Origin of the sequence: Dakarella massiliensis, assembly GCF_001182045.1 — a bacterium.
GTDB classification, from domain to species: domain Bacteria; phylum Pseudomonadota; class Gammaproteobacteria; order Burkholderiales; family Burkholderiaceae_F; genus Mesosutterella; species Mesosutterella massiliensis.
Genome location: NZ_CVTY01000005.1, coordinates 1 through 17,038 on the forward strand (window position 1 = coordinate 1; position 17,038 = coordinate 17,038).

The 17,038-nt window shown below is 58.1% G+C and carries 17 protein-coding genes and 2 tRNA genes; 4 read left to right on the plus strand and 15 right to left on the minus strand.

Annotation, left to right across the window (positions count from 1 at the left end; translation table 11 throughout):
• The first annotated feature begins 406 nt into the window (after positions 1 to 406).
• Positions 407 to 2,188, plus strand: coding sequence for a M61 family metallopeptidase (locus BN1936_RS01565; protein WP_022444489.1), 1,782 nt, complete (start codon positions 407 to 409; stop codon positions 2,186 to 2,188).
• A 4-nt stretch (positions 2,189 to 2,192) separates the two neighbouring features.
• Here the strand turns inward: BN1936_RS01565 and BN1936_RS01570 are convergent, their stop codons facing one another.
• The 8 genes from BN1936_RS01570 to rpe all read right to left on the minus strand — a co-directional run bounded on the left by BN1936_RS01570 (position 2,193) and on the right by rpe (position 9,072).
• Positions 2,193 to 2,888 carry a uracil-DNA glycosylase gene (locus BN1936_RS01570; RefSeq protein WP_049686512.1) on the minus strand — a complete coding sequence of 232 codons (696 nt, stop codon included), beginning with the start codon at positions 2,886 to 2,888 and terminating at the stop codon, positions 2,193 to 2,195.
• A complete protein-coding gene (trpC, locus tag BN1936_RS01575) occupies positions 2,881 to 3,678 on the minus strand; it encodes an indole-3-glycerol phosphate synthase TrpC (RefSeq protein WP_022444491.1) in 798 nt (265 codons plus the stop codon). Before trpC ends, BN1936_RS01570 begins: the two co-directional genes overlap by 8 nt.
• A gap of 24 nt (positions 3,679 to 3,702) precedes the next feature.
• Positions 3,703 to 4,749: an anthranilate phosphoribosyltransferase gene (gene trpD, locus BN1936_RS01580; protein ID WP_022444492.1), complete on the minus strand. Its 1,047-nt coding sequence runs from the start codon at positions 4,747 to 4,749 to the stop codon at positions 3,703 to 3,705.
• Between the two features lie 24 nt (positions 4,750 to 4,773).
• Positions 4,774 to 5,223: a lysozyme inhibitor LprI family protein gene (locus BN1936_RS01585; RefSeq protein WP_022444493.1), complete on the minus strand. Its 450-nt coding sequence runs from the start codon at positions 5,221 to 5,223 to the stop codon at positions 4,774 to 4,776.
• A gap of 2 nt (positions 5,224 to 5,225) precedes the next feature.
• A complete protein-coding gene (locus tag BN1936_RS01590) occupies positions 5,226 to 5,795 on the minus strand; it encodes an anthranilate synthase component II (RefSeq protein WP_022444494.1) in 570 nt (189 codons plus the stop codon).
• A 15-nt stretch (positions 5,796 to 5,810) separates the two neighbouring features.
• A complete protein-coding gene (gene trpE / locus BN1936_RS01595; protein ID WP_049686513.1) occupies positions 5,811 to 7,304 on the minus strand; it encodes an anthranilate synthase component I in 1,494 nt (497 codons plus the stop codon).
• A 341-nt stretch (positions 7,305 to 7,645) separates the two neighbouring features.
• Positions 7,646 to 8,353 carry an HAD-IA family hydrolase gene (locus BN1936_RS01600; protein WP_022444496.1) on the minus strand — a complete coding sequence of 236 codons (708 nt, stop codon included), beginning with the start codon at positions 8,351 to 8,353 and terminating at the stop codon, positions 7,646 to 7,648.
• A 26-nt stretch (positions 8,354 to 8,379) separates the two neighbouring features.
• Complete coding sequence (rpe, locus tag BN1936_RS01605; RefSeq protein ID WP_022444497.1) at positions 8,380 to 9,072, minus strand: ribulose-phosphate 3-epimerase; 693 nt, start codon at positions 9,070 to 9,072, stop codon at positions 8,380 to 8,382.
• A gap of 103 nt (positions 9,073 to 9,175) precedes the next feature.
• Between rpe and mltA the strand changes: the two genes are divergently transcribed.
• On the plus strand, positions 9,176 to 10,396 hold the full coding sequence (gene mltA, locus BN1936_RS01610; RefSeq protein ID WP_022444498.1) for a murein transglycosylase A: 1,221 nt from the start codon (positions 9,176 to 9,178) through the stop codon (positions 10,394 to 10,396).
• A gap of 7 nt (positions 10,397 to 10,403) precedes the next feature.
• On the opposite strand, the gene BN1936_RS01615 is transcribed toward mltA, so the two are convergent.
• The gene (locus BN1936_RS01615) at positions 10,404 to 11,138 is read right to left on the minus strand and encodes a DsbC family protein (protein WP_022444499.1); all 735 of its coding nucleotides are present in this window, start codon (positions 11,136 to 11,138) and stop codon (positions 10,404 to 10,406) included.
• Between the two features lie 144 nt (positions 11,139 to 11,282).
• On the opposite strand from BN1936_RS01615, the gene BN1936_RS01620 reads away from it, so the two are divergent.
• A tRNA-Phe gene (locus BN1936_RS01620) sits at positions 11,283 to 11,358 on the plus strand.
• A 111-nt stretch (positions 11,359 to 11,469) separates the two neighbouring features.
• Here BN1936_RS01620 and prmC read toward each other — a convergent pair.
• The 6 genes from prmC to BN1936_RS01650 form a co-directional block, all read right to left on the minus strand.
• Positions 11,470 to 12,282 (minus strand): peptide chain release factor N(5)-glutamine methyltransferase, encoded by an 813-nt coding sequence (prmC, locus tag BN1936_RS01625; RefSeq protein WP_049686514.1) that lies wholly within the window; start codon positions 12,280 to 12,282, stop codon positions 11,470 to 11,472.
• A gap of 13 nt (positions 12,283 to 12,295) precedes the next feature.
• The gene (gene prfA / locus BN1936_RS01630; RefSeq protein WP_049686515.1) at positions 12,296 to 13,381 is read right to left on the minus strand and encodes a peptide chain release factor 1; all 1,086 of its coding nucleotides are present in this window, start codon (positions 13,379 to 13,381) and stop codon (positions 12,296 to 12,298) included.
• A gap of 83 nt (positions 13,382 to 13,464) precedes the next feature.
• On the minus strand, positions 13,465 to 14,766 hold the full coding sequence (gene hemA / locus BN1936_RS01635; protein WP_049686516.1) for a glutamyl-tRNA reductase: 1,302 nt from the start codon (positions 14,764 to 14,766) through the stop codon (positions 13,465 to 13,467).
• Positions 14,767 to 15,258: 492 nt separating this feature from the next.
• A tRNA-Thr gene (locus BN1936_RS01640) sits at positions 15,259 to 15,334 on the minus strand.
• Positions 15,335 to 15,356: 22 nt separating this feature from the next.
• Entirely contained in the window at positions 15,357 to 15,764 is a 408-nt protein-coding gene (locus tag BN1936_RS01645) for a stringent starvation protein B (protein ID WP_022443928.1), read from the minus strand.
• Position 15,765: 1 nt separating this feature from the next.
• Positions 15,766 to 16,371, minus strand: a complete 606-nt coding sequence (locus BN1936_RS01650) for a glutathione S-transferase N-terminal domain-containing protein (protein ID WP_022443927.1) — start codon at positions 16,369 to 16,371, stop codon at positions 15,766 to 15,768.
• Between the two features lie 198 nt (positions 16,372 to 16,569).
• Between BN1936_RS01650 and mscL the strand changes: the two genes are divergently transcribed.
• Positions 16,570 to 17,025, plus strand: coding sequence for a large conductance mechanosensitive channel protein MscL (mscL, locus tag BN1936_RS01655; protein ID WP_049686517.1), 456 nt, complete (start codon positions 16,570 to 16,572; stop codon positions 17,023 to 17,025).
• Positions 17,026 to 17,038: the final 13 nt, after the last annotated feature.

Genomic DNA, 17,038 nt, shown 5'->3' on the forward strand with positions numbered 1-17,038 from the left:
CTTGCATGTGTAAGGCATGCCGCCAGCGTTCAATCTGAGCCAGGATCAAACTCTTGAGTTCAATCACTGCTATTACTTCATTTGCTTCAGTTTCCTGAAGCGTCGCGCTCAAAATTATCGACTGGTATTTCTCAGAAGCTTTCGCTTCTGCATCATTCCATTCGTCTTTTCAAGCACCTGATTTTTTATGAGTTGAAACTCGATCAAAATCAGATGCCCACGCTTATCGGTTCGTTATTGTGTTTTTAAAGAACATCGCTGCGGTAGCAACGAGGATATGAATATTACAGATGCTTTTTTAAAATGTCAAATTTTTCTGAAAGTCTTTTTTATCCATCCGGAAAAATCTAATATCACAGCTACCGAACCTGATTGAAACCTACGAATTATTAAGCCAAAACTGAATATGCCTGAAATCGAATACCGGATTGAGTCTGCTGACACCGACCGACGCGAGTTTCACATTGCGATCCATTTCACACCCCGAAAGGAAAACTATCCGATTACGCTCCGCATGCCGGCCTGGACCCCCGGAAGCTATCTGCTGCGGGAATACGCCGGATCAATTTCCGATATAGAAGCAACTCAGGGTGGGACGCAGCTGAATGTCATCAAGTCTGACAAAGCGACCTTCGTTCTCGCGAATACTTCCGGTGACAGAACCCCGGTGACGATCCGCTACGCGCTGAGCGCTGTTGATCCTTCTGTCAGGAAGACCTGGATCAGCCAGGACCGCGCTTTTATTTCCGGCGCCGCGGCTTTTCTGCAGATTTCAGGCGAAGAAAATACCCCCTGCCGAATCGCGGTTTCTCCCGCCCCCTGGGACAGGGTTTCCACAGCACTTCCGATCAGCCGAGACAGTGAACCCTTTCTTTTCACCGCAAGGGACTATGACCATCTGATTGACTGCCCGATTCTGCTCTCACGGGATTCCGACACCCTGACCACGGAGTTTTCCGTTCATGGCGCCGCTCACCGTCTCGTGATTGCCGGCTGCCCCGAAGCTGACGCCGAGCGCCTCACTGAAGATCTGAAAAAAATCTGCGCCACAACGATCGAACTCTGGGAGCCGGAAACCCAAAAACCACCTTTCTCAGACTATCTCTTCCTCCTCACCGTCAGCGGCCGCTGGGGAGGGCTTGAGCATCGGAACAGCGTGGCTGCCGAGGCGCCTTTCTCCGCTCTTCCCATGACGGGAGCTGAGGCCCCTGACCGGTACACCGATCTTCTCGCTCTCATGGCGCACGAATACTTCCACGCCTGGAACGTCAAGCGGCTGAAGCCCGCCACCTTCCTTCCCTATGACCTCACGAAGGAAAACTACACGCGTCTTCTCTGGTTCTTTGAAGGGTTCACCGAGTACTACGAGGAAATCATTCTCTATCGGTCCGGGCTCGCCACTGAAAAGAAAATCCTTGACCGTCTTTCCGCCATGGCGCTCACGGTATACGGTCAGTCAGGCTGGAAGCATCAGTCCGTGGCAGCCTCAAGCTTTGACACCTGGATCAAGTACTACCGGCCGGACGCAGGATCGGCCTCCCACGGCGTGAGCTACTACCAGGGAGGCGCCATGCTCGCCTTCGCGCTGGATCTTCATATCCGTAACGTCACGGAGAATCGCATCACGCTCGACGATGTGATGCGGAAAATCTGGAATCTCCGGACTGATGAGTGCCTTGGACTATCCGAGGACGCGGTCGAGCTTTCCGACGCCATCAGCGAAATCGTGGATCGCCCGGCTGTCGCTGTCGCGCAATGGATCCGTCGGTTTACGAGAGTTGCCGGCGAGCGTCCGGATTGGAACAATCTCCTCTCACTGCAGGGGCTTGAGATGAAGTCCGAACCGTTTGACCTTGTACGGGACGGGCTCGGTCTCAGATTCACCGCGTCTGACGGATTCCCCACGGTCAGCAGCGTGACTGCCGGCCTCCCCGCCTCTCGCGCAGGCATTCTCCCGGGCGATCAGCTGATCGCTCTGGATGCCTTCCGTGTTTCCAAAGCCACACTTCCGGAAGTCTTCCGGCAGCTGGGAACCCAGACCCCGCATAAACTCACCTTCTTCCGCACGGACCGGATGATGACGGTTGATATCGGCCCTCTCGATACAGCGTCTCCGAAGTCCCGCTTTGAAAGGAAGACGCCGATGGAACACGGCTGGCCGTCTGCCGGTCTTTCTCAGCCCCGCTGAGAAATCAGAGTCCTCTCTTTGTCCAGTCGACTGGCTTTTCTCCCCTGGAGAGAAGCCAGTCATTCACCTTCGCGAAGTGCCCGCAGCCGATAAAAGGCACCGGTCCCCGTCTCGCGGAGAGCGGCGACGGGTGGTTTGAGCAGAGCACGAGATGCGGAATGCCGCTCGCCTCAATCAGCTCCTTCTTTTTCTGCGCATAGCCGCCCCAGAGGAGAAACGCCTTGGGCGGCGCCTTCTCGGCAAGCGTTCGGATAATCCGGTCTGTCAGAATTTCCCACCCTTTTTTCGCGTGGCTTCCGGCCGCGCCTTCTTCGACAGTCAGAACCGCGTTCAGAAGCAGGACGCCCTGCGACGCCCAGCCGGAAAGATCGCCGTCAGCCGGGATATCGCATCCGAACTCAAGCGCGATTTCCTTATAGATATTCCGAAGAGACGGCGGAACCCTTACTCCCTTCTGAACCGAGAACGCGAGGCCCTGCGCCTGTCCCTGCTCGTGATACGGATCCTGTCCGACGATGATCACCCGCACCGCGTCCGCGGGAGTGAGCGTCAGAGCCCGGAAGGGAGTCGGGGGAAATATCACGGCCCCGGCTTCCCTGCGCGCGTCGAGATAAGCGTCCAGCTTTTTCCCTTCGGGGGATTCAAAGAAATCCTTCAGGAGCGGCTGCCAGCTTGGATCTGCGGACTGAATATCAAGCATAGAAAAGTTCCTTCAGGGCCTCTCCCGGATTCTCCTTCCTCATGAAAGCCTCACCGACGAGGAACGCGCTGACGCCGGCCGCGAGAACACGGTCCACATCCGCTCTCTGGTGAATGCCGCTTTCCGACACAGCAAACCGGTCGTCCGGAATCAGCTGCTTCAGACGCTCAGTCGTCGCGAGCGACACCTCAAATGTTTCAAGGTTCCGGTTGTTGATACCGATCATCGCTTCTGGAATCTGAAGCGCCTGCTCTATTTCCGGTTCGCTATGGGATTCGATCAGCACATCAATTCCAACTTCGGAAGCCGTCTGGGCGAGTTCCCGCATCTGATCCGCGGAAAGCGCCGCCGCGATCAGAAGTACCGCGTCGGCTCCCCAGGCGCGGGCTTCCAGCACCTGATACGGATCGAGCACGAAGTCCTTCCGGAGAATCGGGAGAGTAACGGTCTGCCGCGCTTCGCGCAGCACTTCCGGTCCCCCAAGGAAAAACTCCTCCTCGGTAAGCACCGAGAGGCAGGCGGCACCGCCCTCCGCATAGGACGCAGCGATTTCCGCGGGTCTGAAATCCGGTCGGATCAACCCCTTTGAGGGGCTCGCCTTCTTCACCTCCGCAATCACCGCGGCCCCCCGCTCGGACGCCGTACGGCGAAGCTCCTCCGCGAACCCCCGGCAGGGAGTTTCCAGAAGCGGCTTCACTTCCGCGAGAAGCGCCGCTTCAGGAAGCCGCTCCTTCGCCCGCCTGACAGATTCCCGTTTGTGATCCCAAATAGTCCTGAGAATTCCCTGCATGCTTTCTCCGTTCTCCGGTTCTGATCAGGCTTTGACCGCCGTGCCGCCGAGTTCATTCGTCTTTTCGACGAAGAGCTTCATCTTCGCGAGCGCTTCACCCGACTCGATCGCCTTTCTCGCCATTGCGATGCCCTGCTCAATAGAGGGCGCCGTACCCAGTGTGAAGAGACCGACACCGGCGTTGAAGATCACGCTGTTCATCGCGGGGCCTTCTTCCGCGTGCAGCACACTCATCATCTTCGCCACAGACTCTTCGGGGTTATTCACCTGGAGATGACGCACCGAGCTCATCGGAAGATTGAAGTCTTCCGGATGGATGTTGTACTCAGTCACCACACCGTCCTTCAGCTCACCCACCATCGTCGTGGCGCCGAGGCTCACCTCATCCATGCCGTCGCAGCCGAACACCACCACGGCACGCTTGGTGCCGAGATCCCGCAGCACGCGCACGCAGATGCCAACGAGATCCTGGTGGAAAACACCGAGCATCTCGCAGCCCGCGTTTGCCGGATTCGTGAGCGGTCCAAGAATATTAAAGATCGTCCGGATTCCGAGTTCCTTGCGGACCGGAGCCGCGTACTTCATGGCGGCGTGGTGGAGCGGCGCGAACATGAATCCCATATGGGTTTCTTCAATGCACTGCGCAATCTGCTCCGGCTTCAGCATGATGTTCGCGCCGATTGCCTTCAGGGCATCCGCGGCACCGGACTTCGAGGAGACAGAACCGCCGCCATGCTTCGCCACGCGGCCGCCGGCAGCGGCAATCACGAACATCGAGGTCGTTGAAATATTGAACGTGCGGGCACCGTCTCCCCCGGTTCCGACAATATCGAGCAGCGACTCGGGATCCCTGACATTCACTTTCGTGGAGAGATCACGCATCACTTTCGCTGCCGCTGTGATTTCCCCGATGGTTTCCTTCTTGACGCGGAGTCCGACGATAAGGCCGGCGATCTGTGCCGGTGTGAGCTTGCCGGTCATCAGATCCATCCAGAGGCTCGTCATCTCGTCTGCGAAGATTTCGCGATGTTCAACAGTTCTCTGGATTGCTTCAGAAATAGTGATTGCCATGACGCTGCTCCTTAAAAGTGAGGGTCACTTGCCTGATGGTTCAGGCGATGACGGCCCTGAAAAGTTCCCCAAAGCTCCCATGCGGAGCTTCATAAGATTGATTCGGCAGGCGATGTACTGATTGCCCGCGCTGGTTCCTGAACCGGACATTGCGGACTCAAACCCGCACTGGCGGCGCAGATAAAGATCAAATGCCTTGTTCGCTTCCGCGAAGTCCCGCGAAACGGGACCTGCCGTATGAGACTTCTTTCCCGAATCTCCTGACGCCTGATCAAGCTGCTTCGCCTGATCCTTCACAGCAGCCAGGGTGTCCGCGTAGTCTCGCTGGGTCCGGTCCAGTTCCTTCTGAAGGCACTGGCGGACCTGAACGCGGTTATCAGCTGTTTTGTAGCAGTCCGAAAGGGCATCTGCCGAAGCGGCGCCGGCGACTGCCAAGAGCACCAGAGCCACAGCCGATTTCGAGAATCCTTTCATGATCAAATCCTTATATGCAGAAAGTTTTTAAGCATCTCCATGCCATGCTCTGTCGCGATGGATTCGGGGTGGAACTGCACCCCCTGAATATCAAGCTCCCGGTGCCGGATACCCATGATTTCTCCGTCGGAACTCGTTGCCGTCACCGCGAGGCAGGCTGGAAGCGTTTGAGAATCAATGACAAGAGAATGATAGCGAGCCACCCGGGTTCCCTGTGGGATTCCCGTGAAGACTCCCTCATTTGTGACAGTGATCGCGTCGGTCTTTCCGTGCATCACCTGTCGGGCAAGCACAATCTTTCCGCCGAACACTTCCCCGATCGCCTGGTGCCCGAGGCACACGCCGAGAATCGGGAGCTTTCCGGCAAAGTGCCGGATCGCCTCCTCCGAAATCCCAGCGTTTGACGGAACGCTCGGCCCCGGAGAAACGCAGAGGTAGTCCGGCTTCAGCGCCTCGAGATCCGCGATTGTCACTTCATCATTCCGGAACACCCGGACATCCTCTCCAAGCTCTCCGAAGTACTGCACGAGGTTATAGGTAAAGCTGTCGTAGTTATCGATCATCGCGAGCATTTTCTTTTCCTCCCCTCAGATCGCCGATTCCAGACCGTCTTCCACCATTTCGGCTGCGCGGAGCACGGCTCTTGCCTTGGTTTCCGTTTCCCGGTGTTCGTTTTCCGGAACAGAGTCCGCCACGATGCCGGCGGCTGCCTGCGCGTAGAGGATCTTGTCCTTGATCACCGCAGTGCGGATTGCGATCGCCATATCCATATCGCCGGCAAACGAGAAGTAGCCGACCGCCCCGCCATAGATGCCGCGCTTCACGGGTTCAAGCTCATCGATGATTTCCATCGCCCGGATCTTCGGGGCGCCGGTAAGCGTCCCCGCGGGGAAAGTCGCCTTGAAGACATCGAAATTATTCAGACCGCCGCGCAGCTTCCCATCCACTTCGCTCACGAGGTGCTGGATATGGCTGTACTTCTCAATCACGAACTGATCCGGTACCGTGACCGAACCGATCTCCGCCACGCGGCCGATATCGTTCCGGGCAAGATCAATCAGCATCAGGTGTTCAGCGCGCTCCTTCGGATCCGTGGCGAGATCGCGCTCGAGCGCCGCGTCCTGCTCCGCTGTCAGGCCGCGGCGGCGGGAACCGGCAATCGGACGGATGCAGACATGCTTCTCGCCGTCCTTTCCGACTTCACCCCGGACAAGGATTTCAGGCGACGCGCCGACCACGTGGAAGTCTCCGAAGTCGTAGTAGTACATGTAGGGCGAGGGATTCAGGGACCGGAGCGCGCGGTAGAGGGAAATCGGGGCGTCCGCGAAGCGGCGGGAAATTCTCTGCCCGATCTGCACCTGCATTACTTCACCGTGCGCGATATAGTCCTTCGTCTTTTCCACGGCCTTCAGATAGTCAGCCTTATGGAAGTCACGGCGCTCCGCCTGGCGGGCGCTCGGGCCGGCATAAAGATTTTCGGCCGGCCGGTGCAGACGGCTTCTCAGTTCCCGCAGCCGGTTCATGCCTTTCTGGAAAGCTTCCGGCTCATTCGGGTCCGCGTGGATGATGAGGTAGATGCGGCCCGAGATGTTATCGACCACCGCGATTTCCTCTGTCTGCAGGAGAAGAATATCGGGAACTCCGAGATCGTCCTTCTTCGGCTTCGCGAGTTTTTTCTCGATCAGGCGGATCGTGTCGTAGCCAAGGTATCCGACAAGTCCGCCCGAAAACCGCGGAAGCCCGGGACGGGGGGCGACACGGATACGGCCGAGATAGGCTTCAATCGCGTCAAGCGGATTTCCTTCCAGCGTCTCAACGGTCTTCCCGGCCTCCTTCACGATCGTCTCGGGACCGTTTTCGCCGATCCTCACCTCAATCCGGCGCTTCGCCGGGAGTCCGATGAAGGAATAGCGCCCGAAGCGTTCACCTCCGACGACGGATTCGAGCAGGAAGCTGTCCGGACAGTCAGCAAGCTTCCGGTAAATGGAAAGCGGGGTATCGAGATCGGCGAGGCATTCGGCGACCATCGGAATACGGTTATAGCCCTGGGAGGCGAGTGCCTTGAATTCAGACTCCAGCATGATGTGCTCCGGTTGCAGCAGCGCCGTCGGCAGACCATATTGGATACAGTTAGGCCTCTCGGGATCCGTTCCGTGCGTGTCAGGTGAGTGCACAGATACGGCAACAGCGCTGTCAGTAGTAAATCAGGAAAAAACTGAGGTGAAGCAGAGTGGCTTTCGGTCCGCACCATTGCGGCGCGGCGGAAAACCTACAGACAGGATGCGTTTAGAGACGCCATGACCATGCTCCCCGGGTCTGGCCGACGGAAGTGGCGGAGACCCGGACGCTGCGCACTGCTGAAATCATCAATGTGGCAATCGTCTGCATGGTTGGGTAAAGATGTTTGGTTGGATGCTGAAAGTTAATGCCGTGAGGAGGAAAAACTCTTCGCGGCGAGATCCATGGATTTGAATATATCACAAAAACCGTTCTGCGGTCCCCACTTAGCGATCGGTTCACCTTCGTTATACCCTGTTTCCAGCAGAATCACGGGCATACCAGCGTTCGCCGCGGCCTGAGCGTCGTTTCTCGAATCACCGAGCATCATGCAGTCCGCGGGATCAAGCTCCATGCGGGACGCGGCAAGAAGCAGCATGTCAGGCGCAGGCTTTGGCGTCGGCACATCGTCCGCGGAAAACCTGAGATCCTTCGGAAAATACGGGGAGAGTCCTGCCTGCTCGAGCACAGCGTCGATCAGGACACCGTCCTTGTTCGTCACGAGAGCGAGTTTCAGCCCTTCTGAGCGGAAAATTTCAAGCGCTTCGAGAACACCCGGAATCGATCGGGTGTGTGAGCAGCCCATGCCGGCAAGCGTATCCACGTACTCCTTCACGAAACGGTCCCGCTCCTCATTCGTGGCGTCCGGCTTTCTCGCGCGCAGCACTTCGGCCGCGAGATGGATAGCGCCCTTTCCGATGTAGCGGCCCACTTCTTCCTCTTCCATCGGCTCGAGCCCCCAGGTCTTCAGCACTTCGCAGACCGCGTAGTGAAGATCCGGCAGTGAATCCACCAGCGTTCCGTCCAGATCGAAAAGCGCTCCCTGGACACGGCGCGCATCAAAACTCAGCATGTATTTCCCTTCCTTTTTCCTGCTTCTCAGGCCTGAACAGACTTCACTGCCGCCCGCATGGCTTCGATCACCTCGCGGTAGCCTTCCTTCGACTTGCGGCCAAAGATCGCGGAGCCCGCCACAAAGGTATCAGCGCCGGCGCGGGCGATTTCACCGATGTTATCGGTCTTCACGCCGCCATCCACCTCAACCCGGATCGCGTGGCCGGTTTCCTCGAAATGGCGGTCGGCGAGAGCGCGCACCTCACGGATCTTACGGAGGACGCCCGGAATAAATTTCTGGCCGCCGAAGCCCGGATTCACGCTCATCAGCAGAATCATGTCGACCTTATCGATCACATAGTTCAGGCTCTCCACCGGAGTCGCGGGATTCAGCACGAGCCCCGACTTCGCGCCGGAGTCGCGGATCAGCTGCAGCGTGCGGTCAATGTGGCGGCTCGCTTCAACGTGGAAGGTAATCCAGTCAGCGCCCGCCTTCGCGAATTCCGGCACGAGGCTATCCACCGGCTCCACCATCAGATGCACGTCAATATCCGCCTCCGTATACGGGCGGATTGCCTTCAGCACGCACGGGCCGATCGTGAGATTCGGTACATAATGGTTGTCCATCACATCGAAGTGAATCCAGTCCGCCCCGGAAGCGATGACGTCGCGAACCTCTTCGCCAAGCCGGGCAAAGTCAGCGGAAAGGATAGACGGGGCGATGCGGATATCTTGCATGGTATTCTCCAAAGCCTTGTTTTCTTCAGTGGAACGTATTGTAAGAGAGCAGGCAGAGATGGGTCCGAGCCTGAACGCAAAAAAGACGGTTGAGGAGTAATGAATGATGCGCCGATTGACCAAGGTTTCCGCGCTGGCCGCACTGGCCGCTCTGGTTCTGGCAGGCTGCCAGACCGTGAAACAGCCGACTACCCAGACAACGCCCGCGGGGCCTTCTGTCACGCCGGCCGCAGAAGGGAAACCGGTCCCGGGGTTTACGCCTGCGAATTTCGGCCGTCTCCCGGTTTCTGACGCCCCTGATTGGGATAACGCCCGGAAGGCGTTCCGCCGCTCCTGCGCTTCCCGCTCCTTCGCCTCTTCCCCGCTCTGGAGCACGGCCTGCCAGAATGCCCGCGCCGCGGTGTCGGCGCCTGAATTCTTCCAGCAGAATTTCGACCTCTGGGCTGTCTCTTCTGACCAGAAAGAGAATGGCGCCACGGTGTCCTCGGATACCACGGGCCTCATGACGGGGTACTACGAACCGATTCTCGACGCGTCGCCCACCCGGACGTCTCACTACACCTGGCCCGTTCTCGCGACGCCGCCCGATCTGATCGACGTTGAACTCTCGTCGCTCTACCCCGAACTCAAGGGAAAGCGGATCCGGGGCAAGATTTCTGGCCGGAAACTGATTCCCTACGGATCCCGCTCTTCCATCGATCAGCGCACCGATCTTTACCCCTATGCGATCGCCTGGCTCGCCGACCCAATTGATCAGCTTTTCCTTCAAATCCAGGGCTCGGGGCAGCTGCGGGTGAAAGGCGTCGGCCTTATCCGCGTTTTTTATGACGATCAGAACGGATACCCGTACCGCGCGGTTGCCCGATGGCTGATTGACCGGAATCAGATGACAGCGCGCGAGGCCTCGATGCAGAGCATCCGGGCCTGGGCGAAGGCCCATCCGGATCAGGTCCCGCAGCTTCTCGCCTATAACCCGAGCTATGTCTTCTTCCGCCGGGCGCCTGTCACCGATCTCTCGGCCGGCCCCCAGGGCGGTCAGGGCGTGCCGCTCACGCCAGGCGCCTCAGTCGCCATTGACCGTCATGTCTGGGTCTACGGGACACCGTTCTTTGTTTCCGTCTCGCAGCAGAACCCGGATCTGCACTTCAACCGTCCGGTCATCGCACAGGATACGGGAGGCGCGATCCGCGGCATCATCCGCTTCGACTACTTCTGGGGCTCCGGAAACCAGGCCGGTGAAAACGCCGGACGACAAAAAAGCACCGTGACCGCCTGGGTCATGGTGCCTAAGGGACATTCGCCCGCTGAAGTGCTCCGGAAATAATCCGGAGTTACTTCCCGGGATTCCGTTCACGCAGTGCCTTCACGAGATTCTCGTACGAAGGCACACCGCCCAGCCGGCTCCCATCCGGGAAGATGAGAGTCGGGGTTCCCGCCACGCCGATCTTCTGCGACAGCACTGTATTGCGGTCAAGCACGCTGTCATCACAGTTCGCCTCGGCGGGCTTCACTCCCTTCGTCATCAGATTCCCCCAGGCCGCGCCCGGGTTCCTCGCACAGACCACATTCTTCGCGAGATTCCTCGACTGTTTCATGGGGAAGACGTAGGTGTAGACCGTGACATCATTCATCTTCGCGAAATACGATTCAAGCAGCCGGCAGTACATGCAGGTAGCATCCGCGAACACTGCCACCTGATAGCGCCCGGTGCCGTGCACCACGCGAATCGCGTCCTTCTGCGGCAGCGTCTTCCAGTCCACGCGGCTGATTTCGGCAATCCGCTTCTCTGTCAGGTTTTCACGCGTCGCGATGTCAACCGCGTTCCCGAGGAGCAGATATCGGACATTCCCGTCGACATAAAACACCTGATCCGGCGCCACCGAAATTTCCCAGAGCCCGAAAGGCGTTTTCGCAACCGTGGTCGGCCTCACGCCGAGACGCTCCACGACGCGGCTCTTCACCTGATCCGTTTCCGGGTCAGAGGAGCTGGTCGCAAAGGAGGCGGCACTGGTGAAAGCAAGCGCTGCGGCGAGAGCGCCCGCAGCAATCTGGGACATACGCGGCATATCAAATTCCTGAATCAATCAATTCAACGAGAACATTACCCGACAATGCAGGTTTATCTGAGACTTTTTTCCTCACCAAATGCAAAAAGTGAAAATAAATTGGCTTTTTTAATTTTTTTATGGTAAAGTTCAACTCCTATGCGTGGTCGGGTAGCTCAGTCGGTAGAGCAGCGGATTGAAAATCCGCGTGTCGACGGTTCGATTCCGCCCCCGACCACCACGGATTTCAAAAGCCGCAGATCGAAAGATCTGCGGCTTTTCTCGTTTTTCCGGTCAAAAAATAAGGAGCATCGCGCGATGCTCCTTTCTTTTCATCCGGCTCTTACGGGAATCAGCGAAGGCGGCCGCGCGTCACGCGGTCATTGCCTCCCAGGTCCTTCAGCGTCTCGGCGTCAGAGAGTCCCGCCTCCGTGAACACCTTCCGGCAGGCCTCGCCCTGATCAAAACCATGCTCCACCATGAGACAGCCGCCCGGCGCTAGATGCGCCGCGGCGCCTTCCGCGATCGCCTTCAGGTCATCCATTCCGTGATTCCCGCTCACGAGAGCGGTCTGCGGCTCATACGTCAGGTCACTGAGATACGGACTCTCGGGGTCAATATACGGTGGATTGGAAAGAATCAGATCAAACTTCGGAGCGTCAGGCGGGAGCGCCCCGTACCAGCTTCCCTGAAGAAACCGGACTCCGGACTTCCCGGCGTTTCCACGCGCCACTTCAAGCGCCGCCTCGGACATATCGCTCGCCCAGACTTCCGCCTTCGGATTCTCAAGCGCCACGGTAATCGCGATGCAGCCGCTTCCGGTTCCCATGTCGAGCACCGTCGGACTCGTGAAACGCTTCAGTTCCTCAAGCGCGAGCTCCACAATGAGCTCGGTGTCGGGTCTCGGAATAAGAACGTCCGGCGTCACGCGGAAGCTTCGGCCGTAAAACTCCTGCTCACCCGCGATGTAGGGATAGGGTTCACCGGCAAGGCGTCTCGCGGCGTAGTCCCGGAAGGATGATTCCGCCTCCGGCGTCACCTCATCCTCCGGATGCGCCACGAGTCTCTCTACCCGTACCTGCATGGCATGCGCGAGAAGAAGCCGGGACTCAAAGATCCCTAGTGTCTGCCGCGTTTCGCGGAGCAGTTCCTCAACCTGAGCCATCGCGCCGCTTCTTTCAGGACTTGCGCTCAGCAAGCGCCGCGAGCTGCTCAGCCTGATGCTCTGTGATCAGCGCTGAAATGATTTCGTCGAGATCCCCATCCATGATCTGATCGAGCTTATAGAGCGTGAGGTTGATGCGGTGATCCGTCACGCGGCCCTGCGGATAGTTGTAGGTACGGATGCGTTCAGAGCGGTCTCCGGAACCGATAAGGCTCTTTCGCTCGGAGGCTTCAGCCTGCTGCTGCTCCGCGACCCGCATGGCGTAGAGGCGGGAGGCGAGCACCTGCATCGCGCGTTCCTTATTCTGGCGCTGGCTTCGTTCATCCTGGCACTCCACGACGAGACCAGTCGGGAGGTGCGTGATTCGGACCGCGGAGTCCGTCTTCTGCACATGCTGACCGCCGGCACCTGACGCTCGGTAGACGTCGATACGGAGTTCAGAGGGATCGATATGAACCTCTTCCACCTCGTCAAGCTCCGGGAGCACCGCCACCGTGCAGGCAGAGGTGTGAATACGGCCCTGGGATTCGGTCGCCGGCACGCGCTGCACACGGTGTCCGCCCGACTCAAACTTCAGCTTCGAATAGGCGCCATCCCCGATCACGCGGACGATCACTTCCTTATAGCCGCCGAGATCACTCTCGCTCTTCGATACGATCTCTGTTTTCCAGCCCTGGCGCTCGGCGTAGCGCATATACATGCGAAGGAGGTCGCCCGCGAAAAGCGCCGACTCATCACCGCCCGTGCCGGCACGGATTTCAAGGAAGATGTTCCGCTTATCGTTCGGATCAGTCGGCAGCAGCATGATCTCGAGATCTTTATCGAGCTGCTCAAGCTTCTCGCGGCACTCCGTGAACTCCGCCTGGGCGAGTTCCTTCATATCGGGGTCCGACAGGAGCTCCTCGCTCTCCGCGCGCTGCTTCTCATACTTCTCGTACTCGCGCACCTTCTGCACCACGGGTTCGATTTCGGCGCGTTCACGCGAGAGATCGCGGAACTTATTCATATCGCTTCCCACCTCGGGGGAGGACAGCATCGCGTCGATTTCCTCGAGCCGTCGGCCGAGCGAGCTCAGCTTGGCGCGCATTGATTCATTCATAACTTTTTAATCCGTTCCAGTGAGTTACCGGGCGACAAGCGCCCGGTAACGGTATTTCAGTGCAGCTGCTCAAAGGGCGGATTTTACGCCACGCCGCCATCCCGGCTGCTGCGGTAGAACTCATTCAGAATATCGTTCTCGCGGGCGCGCTCCTCAGCGCTGAGGCCCGTACCGTTGCGAAGCAGCGTCGTCGGATCGTGAATCAGCTTATTGGTGAGCGCGCGGGACAGCTCCTCAATCACGGAAGCCGCGTCGCGGCCGGCCGCGAGATGACGCTGAGCCTTTTTAACTTCAGCCTCCCGCATCGCCTCGGCTCTCGAGCGGAGCGCCTGGATCGCGGGCACCGCGTCGCGGGCGGCGAGCCACCCCTCAAACGCCTGAACCCGGGACTCAATGATGTCCTCTGCCTTCGTCACCGCCATACGGCGGCTTTCCTTGCCGGATGCCACCACTTTGCCGAGGTCGTCAATCGTGTAGATGTAGACATCGTCAAGCCGCGACACATCCTCCTCAACGTCACGCGGCACCGCGAGATCGATGATGAGAATCGGGCGATGGCGCCGGGCGGCGACAGCGCGCTGCATCATGCCAAGCCCGATAATCGGGAGAGAAGACGCGGTGCAGCTCACGATCACGTCATACTGCGAGACAATTTCCGGCAGCGTCCGAAGCTCAACCGCTTCAGCGCCGAACCGGCGGGCAAGCGCCGCTCCTTTCTCAAGCGTGCGGTTCGCCACCGTCACTTTCTTCGGATGCTGCGCGCAGAAGTGCGCCGCGCAGAGCTCGATCATTTCACCGGCACCGACGAAGAGCACATTCTGATTGGCGAGGCTGCCGAAAAGCTGGTTCGCGAGTCCGACACCGGCCGCGGCGAGCGACACCGAGTGAGAGCCGATCGCGGTCGCCGTACGGACTTCCTTTGCCGCAGCAAAGGTACCGTCAAAAAGATGCCCCAGCATCAGCCCGAGAGACTTCGATTCGCGGGCAATACGCCAGGCCTTCTTCATCTGGCCCACAATCTGCGTTTCGCCGAGCACCATGGAGTCGAGGCCGCTCGCCACACGGAACGTGTGACGGGCCACATCCGACTGGCGGTACTCGTAGGTGTGCGGAAGGAACTCCTTCAGGTCAATGCCCTTCTGCCGCGCAACAAAGCTGCAGAGCGAATGCAGCGCGGCATCACCGTTTTCTGCCGCAAGGAAGAACTCAGTTCTGTTGCAGGTCGACAGAATCAGCGCTTCCCGTATTCCGCCCTCTTCAGGACGGGCATAGGTAGTGCGGAGCGCAGAAAGCGCTCCGGGAATCTCTTCCGGAGAGAATGCCACCGCTTCCCGGATGGAAAGCGGGGCCGTCGTATGGTTTAAACCTAAAGCAAGCAGCTGCATCGGAGGCGTCTGAGACGGCTGTCTCTTCCTCAGGAGAGGGAAGAACGCCGTCTTCTATCTGTTTTTGTAATCAACCCTGATTACCACAGGGCATTCTGAAACTGAGATTCTGAAACTGCGTCCGCCGCGCGGCGGACACCTCAAACCCTGGGCCTGGACAGCGGGGCTTCTCCGAGCCTTTCTGACCGCCGGGCAGCCGGATTTTTGAGGATAAAAATCATCAGTCTGCGGGTCTGCAACATTATATGTGCTTTTGACCTATGACCTGCGGCTGATGACGGATGGGAACTCCCTCTGCCAGGGGCCGGGAGAAACCGATCCGGCAGAGAGAATACACGGGGCTGCTGAATTTCCGATTAAATACGGCCGCCTATCGGCCCCCTCGAAGGAAAAAAGCCGGATCCCACGCCCGAAGCAATGGCAGGATCTTACGTAACTCGATGAACAGATAAGAAAAATCCCGCACCGCTTTCGGCGGTACGGGATAAATTCTGGTGCCCGTTGTCTGACTCGAACAGACGACCTTTCGCTTACAAGGCGAATGCACTACCAACTGTGCTAAACGGGCAGAGAGTGAAACTATACCCGATTTATTTGATCTTTTGTATCAGAGTCGGGCGCTTTGCCTCAGCGGGCTTCCCTTCCTGGGCTTCAGGAGCGGCCGTCGGCGGTTCGTAGGGAAAACCGATGGCGCTCTCAGGATGCTCGGCCGGATAAGCCGCAATGATCGCTCTTACCGGAAGAACGATCTGACGCGAAGCCTCACCGAAGCGGGCGTCGAACCGGAACTCATCATTCCCGAAGTCAGGGTTATGCACGGCTTCGGACGCCACGCTGAGCGTGATCTTCCCATCCTGCACAAACTCCCGGGGAACGACCGTTTCATCATCCACCTGCGTGAGAAGATACGGCTCAAACCCGTTATCCTCACACCAGTCGATCATCGCCCTCAGAATGTAGGGCTTGAAGGGGATCTGGTTGTCGTCTGCTTCAGCCATATCAGCGGCGCATAACCTTTTCAGAAGGCGTCATCGATTCCATGAACGCCGGGCGCGAGAAGACACGCTCAGCATAGATCTGGATCGCTTTCGCGGTCTTCGGGAGCTCGATCTTGTAGTAGTCGAGACGCCAGAGGAGCGGAGCGATGCAGATATCCAGCATCGAGAAGTCTTCGCCAAGGAAGTACTTGTTCTTCGCAAGGTGACCGGAGAACTGCTGCAGCTGAGCCGAAATCGACTTGCGGGCAGCTTCCCTCGCTTCTTCCGAAGCGGCGTGATTTTCCAGCACGCGGACCGGCTGATAGAGCTCACGCTCAAAGCCGTAAATAAACATGCGCGTACGGGCACGGGTAATAGGATCCGGCGGCATCAGCTGCGGATGCGGGAAACGCTCATCAATGTATTCATCAATTACATTGGCTTCGTAGAGGATCAGATCCCGTTCATTCAGGACAGGAACCGTTCCGTACGGGGCCATTGCCCGTACCTCAGCCGGAATGTTGAACATATCGACATCGCGAATTTCGAAGTCCATGCCCTTCTCGAAGAGCACGAAGCGGCAGCGATGGGAGAACGGATCCGTCGTGCCTGAATACAGTACCATCATAAAAAGCTTTTCCCTACCAAAAGACAGAACTTACCGGTTACCGGCAGTCCGGCACACAAAAGTCAAAGTGCTTTCATGCGGTTTTAAAGATGTCATTTTAAATCAATCGCGAGAATAGAGGAGCCGCAGAGAGGGGGTAGCGCTAACCGCGCACTCGCTTTACTATTTTCAGTATCACACTCTAAGGATCCTCTCAGTATGTCATTCTTTAAAGAATTTCAGACCTTCATCTCCAAGGGCAACGTGATGGACATGGCTGTCGGCGTCATTGTCGGCGGCGCTTTTAACCAGATTATCGGGAGTCTCGTGAAGGATATCTTCAATCCGATCCTCGGTTTCCTCGTCGGGAAGCCTGACTTCACGAACCTCTTCTGGGTTCTGAAGGCCCCTGAGAATTACACCGGCGCGTATACGTACGACGCTCTTACCAAGGCTGGCGCCACCGTCTTCGGTTACGGCGCTTTCCTCACCGCGGTGATCCAGTTCCTGCTGCTCGCGTTCGTCGTGTTCCTTCTTGTGAAGGGCATGAATTCGATGCGTGAAGCTGCCGAGAAGAAGAAGGAAGAAGCTCCGGCCGCTCCCGCCCCGACTCCGGAAGATATCGCTCTGCTGCGTGAAATCCGCGACCTCATGAAGAATCAGCCGAAGGCCTGACCGCCTGCCTCTT

What these genes read in the sequence shown, in the direction of transcription:
- BN1936_RS01615 (WP_022444499.1), bottom strand. Translation starts at nt 11,138, where the DNA reads ATGCCGCGTATGTCCCAGATTGCTGCGGGCGCTCTCGCCGCAGCGCTT.
- BN1936_RS01590 (WP_022444494.1), bottom strand. Translation starts at nt 5,795, where the DNA reads ATGCTCGCGATGATCGATAACTACGACAGCTTTACCTATAACCTCGTG.
- BN1936_RS01645 (WP_022443928.1), bottom strand. Translation starts at nt 15,764, where the DNA reads ATGGCTGAAGCAGACGACAACCAGATCCCCTTCAAGCCCTACATTCTG.
- prfA (WP_049686515.1), bottom strand. Translation starts at nt 13,381, where the DNA reads ATGAATGAATCAATGCGCGCCAAGCTGAGCTCGCTCGGCCGACGGCTC.
- trpE (WP_049686513.1), bottom strand. Translation starts at nt 7,304, where the DNA reads ATGCTGGAGTCTGAATTCAAGGCACTCGCCTCCCAGGGCTATAACCGT.
- trpC (WP_022444491.1), bottom strand. Translation starts at nt 3,678, where the DNA reads ATGCAGGGAATTCTCAGGACTATTTGGGATCACAAACGGGAATCTGTC.
- rpe (WP_022444497.1), bottom strand. Translation starts at nt 9,072, where the DNA reads ATGCAAGATATCCGCATCGCCCCGTCTATCCTTTCCGCTGACTTTGCC.
- prmC (WP_049686514.1), bottom strand. Translation starts at nt 12,282, where the DNA reads ATGGCTCAGGTTGAGGAACTGCTCCGCGAAACGCGGCAGACACTAGGG.
- BN1936_RS01600 (WP_022444496.1), bottom strand. Translation starts at nt 8,353, where the DNA reads ATGCTGAGTTTTGATGCGCGCCGTGTCCAGGGAGCGCTTTTCGATCTG.
- mltA (WP_022444498.1), top strand. Translation starts at nt 9,176, where the DNA reads ATGATGCGCCGATTGACCAAGGTTTCCGCGCTGGCCGCACTGGCCGCT.
- BN1936_RS01650 (WP_022443927.1), bottom strand. Translation starts at nt 16,371, where the DNA reads ATGATGGTACTGTATTCAGGCACGACGGATCCGTTCTCCCATCGCTGC.
- BN1936_RS01565 (WP_022444489.1), top strand. Translation starts at nt 407, where the DNA reads ATGCCTGAAATCGAATACCGGATTGAGTCTGCTGACACCGACCGACGC.
- BN1936_RS01570 (WP_049686512.1), bottom strand. Translation starts at nt 2,888, where the DNA reads ATGCTTGATATTCAGTCCGCAGATCCAAGCTGGCAGCCGCTCCTGAAG.
- hemA (WP_049686516.1), bottom strand. Translation starts at nt 14,766, where the DNA reads ATGCAGCTGCTTGCTTTAGGTTTAAACCATACGACGGCCCCGCTTTCC.
- BN1936_RS01585 (WP_022444493.1), bottom strand. Translation starts at nt 5,223, where the DNA reads ATGAAAGGATTCTCGAAATCGGCTGTGGCTCTGGTGCTCTTGGCAGTC.
- trpD (WP_022444492.1), bottom strand. Translation starts at nt 4,749, where the DNA reads ATGGCAATCACTATTTCTGAAGCAATCCAGAGAACTGTTGAACATCGC.
- mscL (WP_049686517.1), top strand. Translation starts at nt 16,570, where the DNA reads ATGTCATTCTTTAAAGAATTTCAGACCTTCATCTCCAAGGGCAACGTG.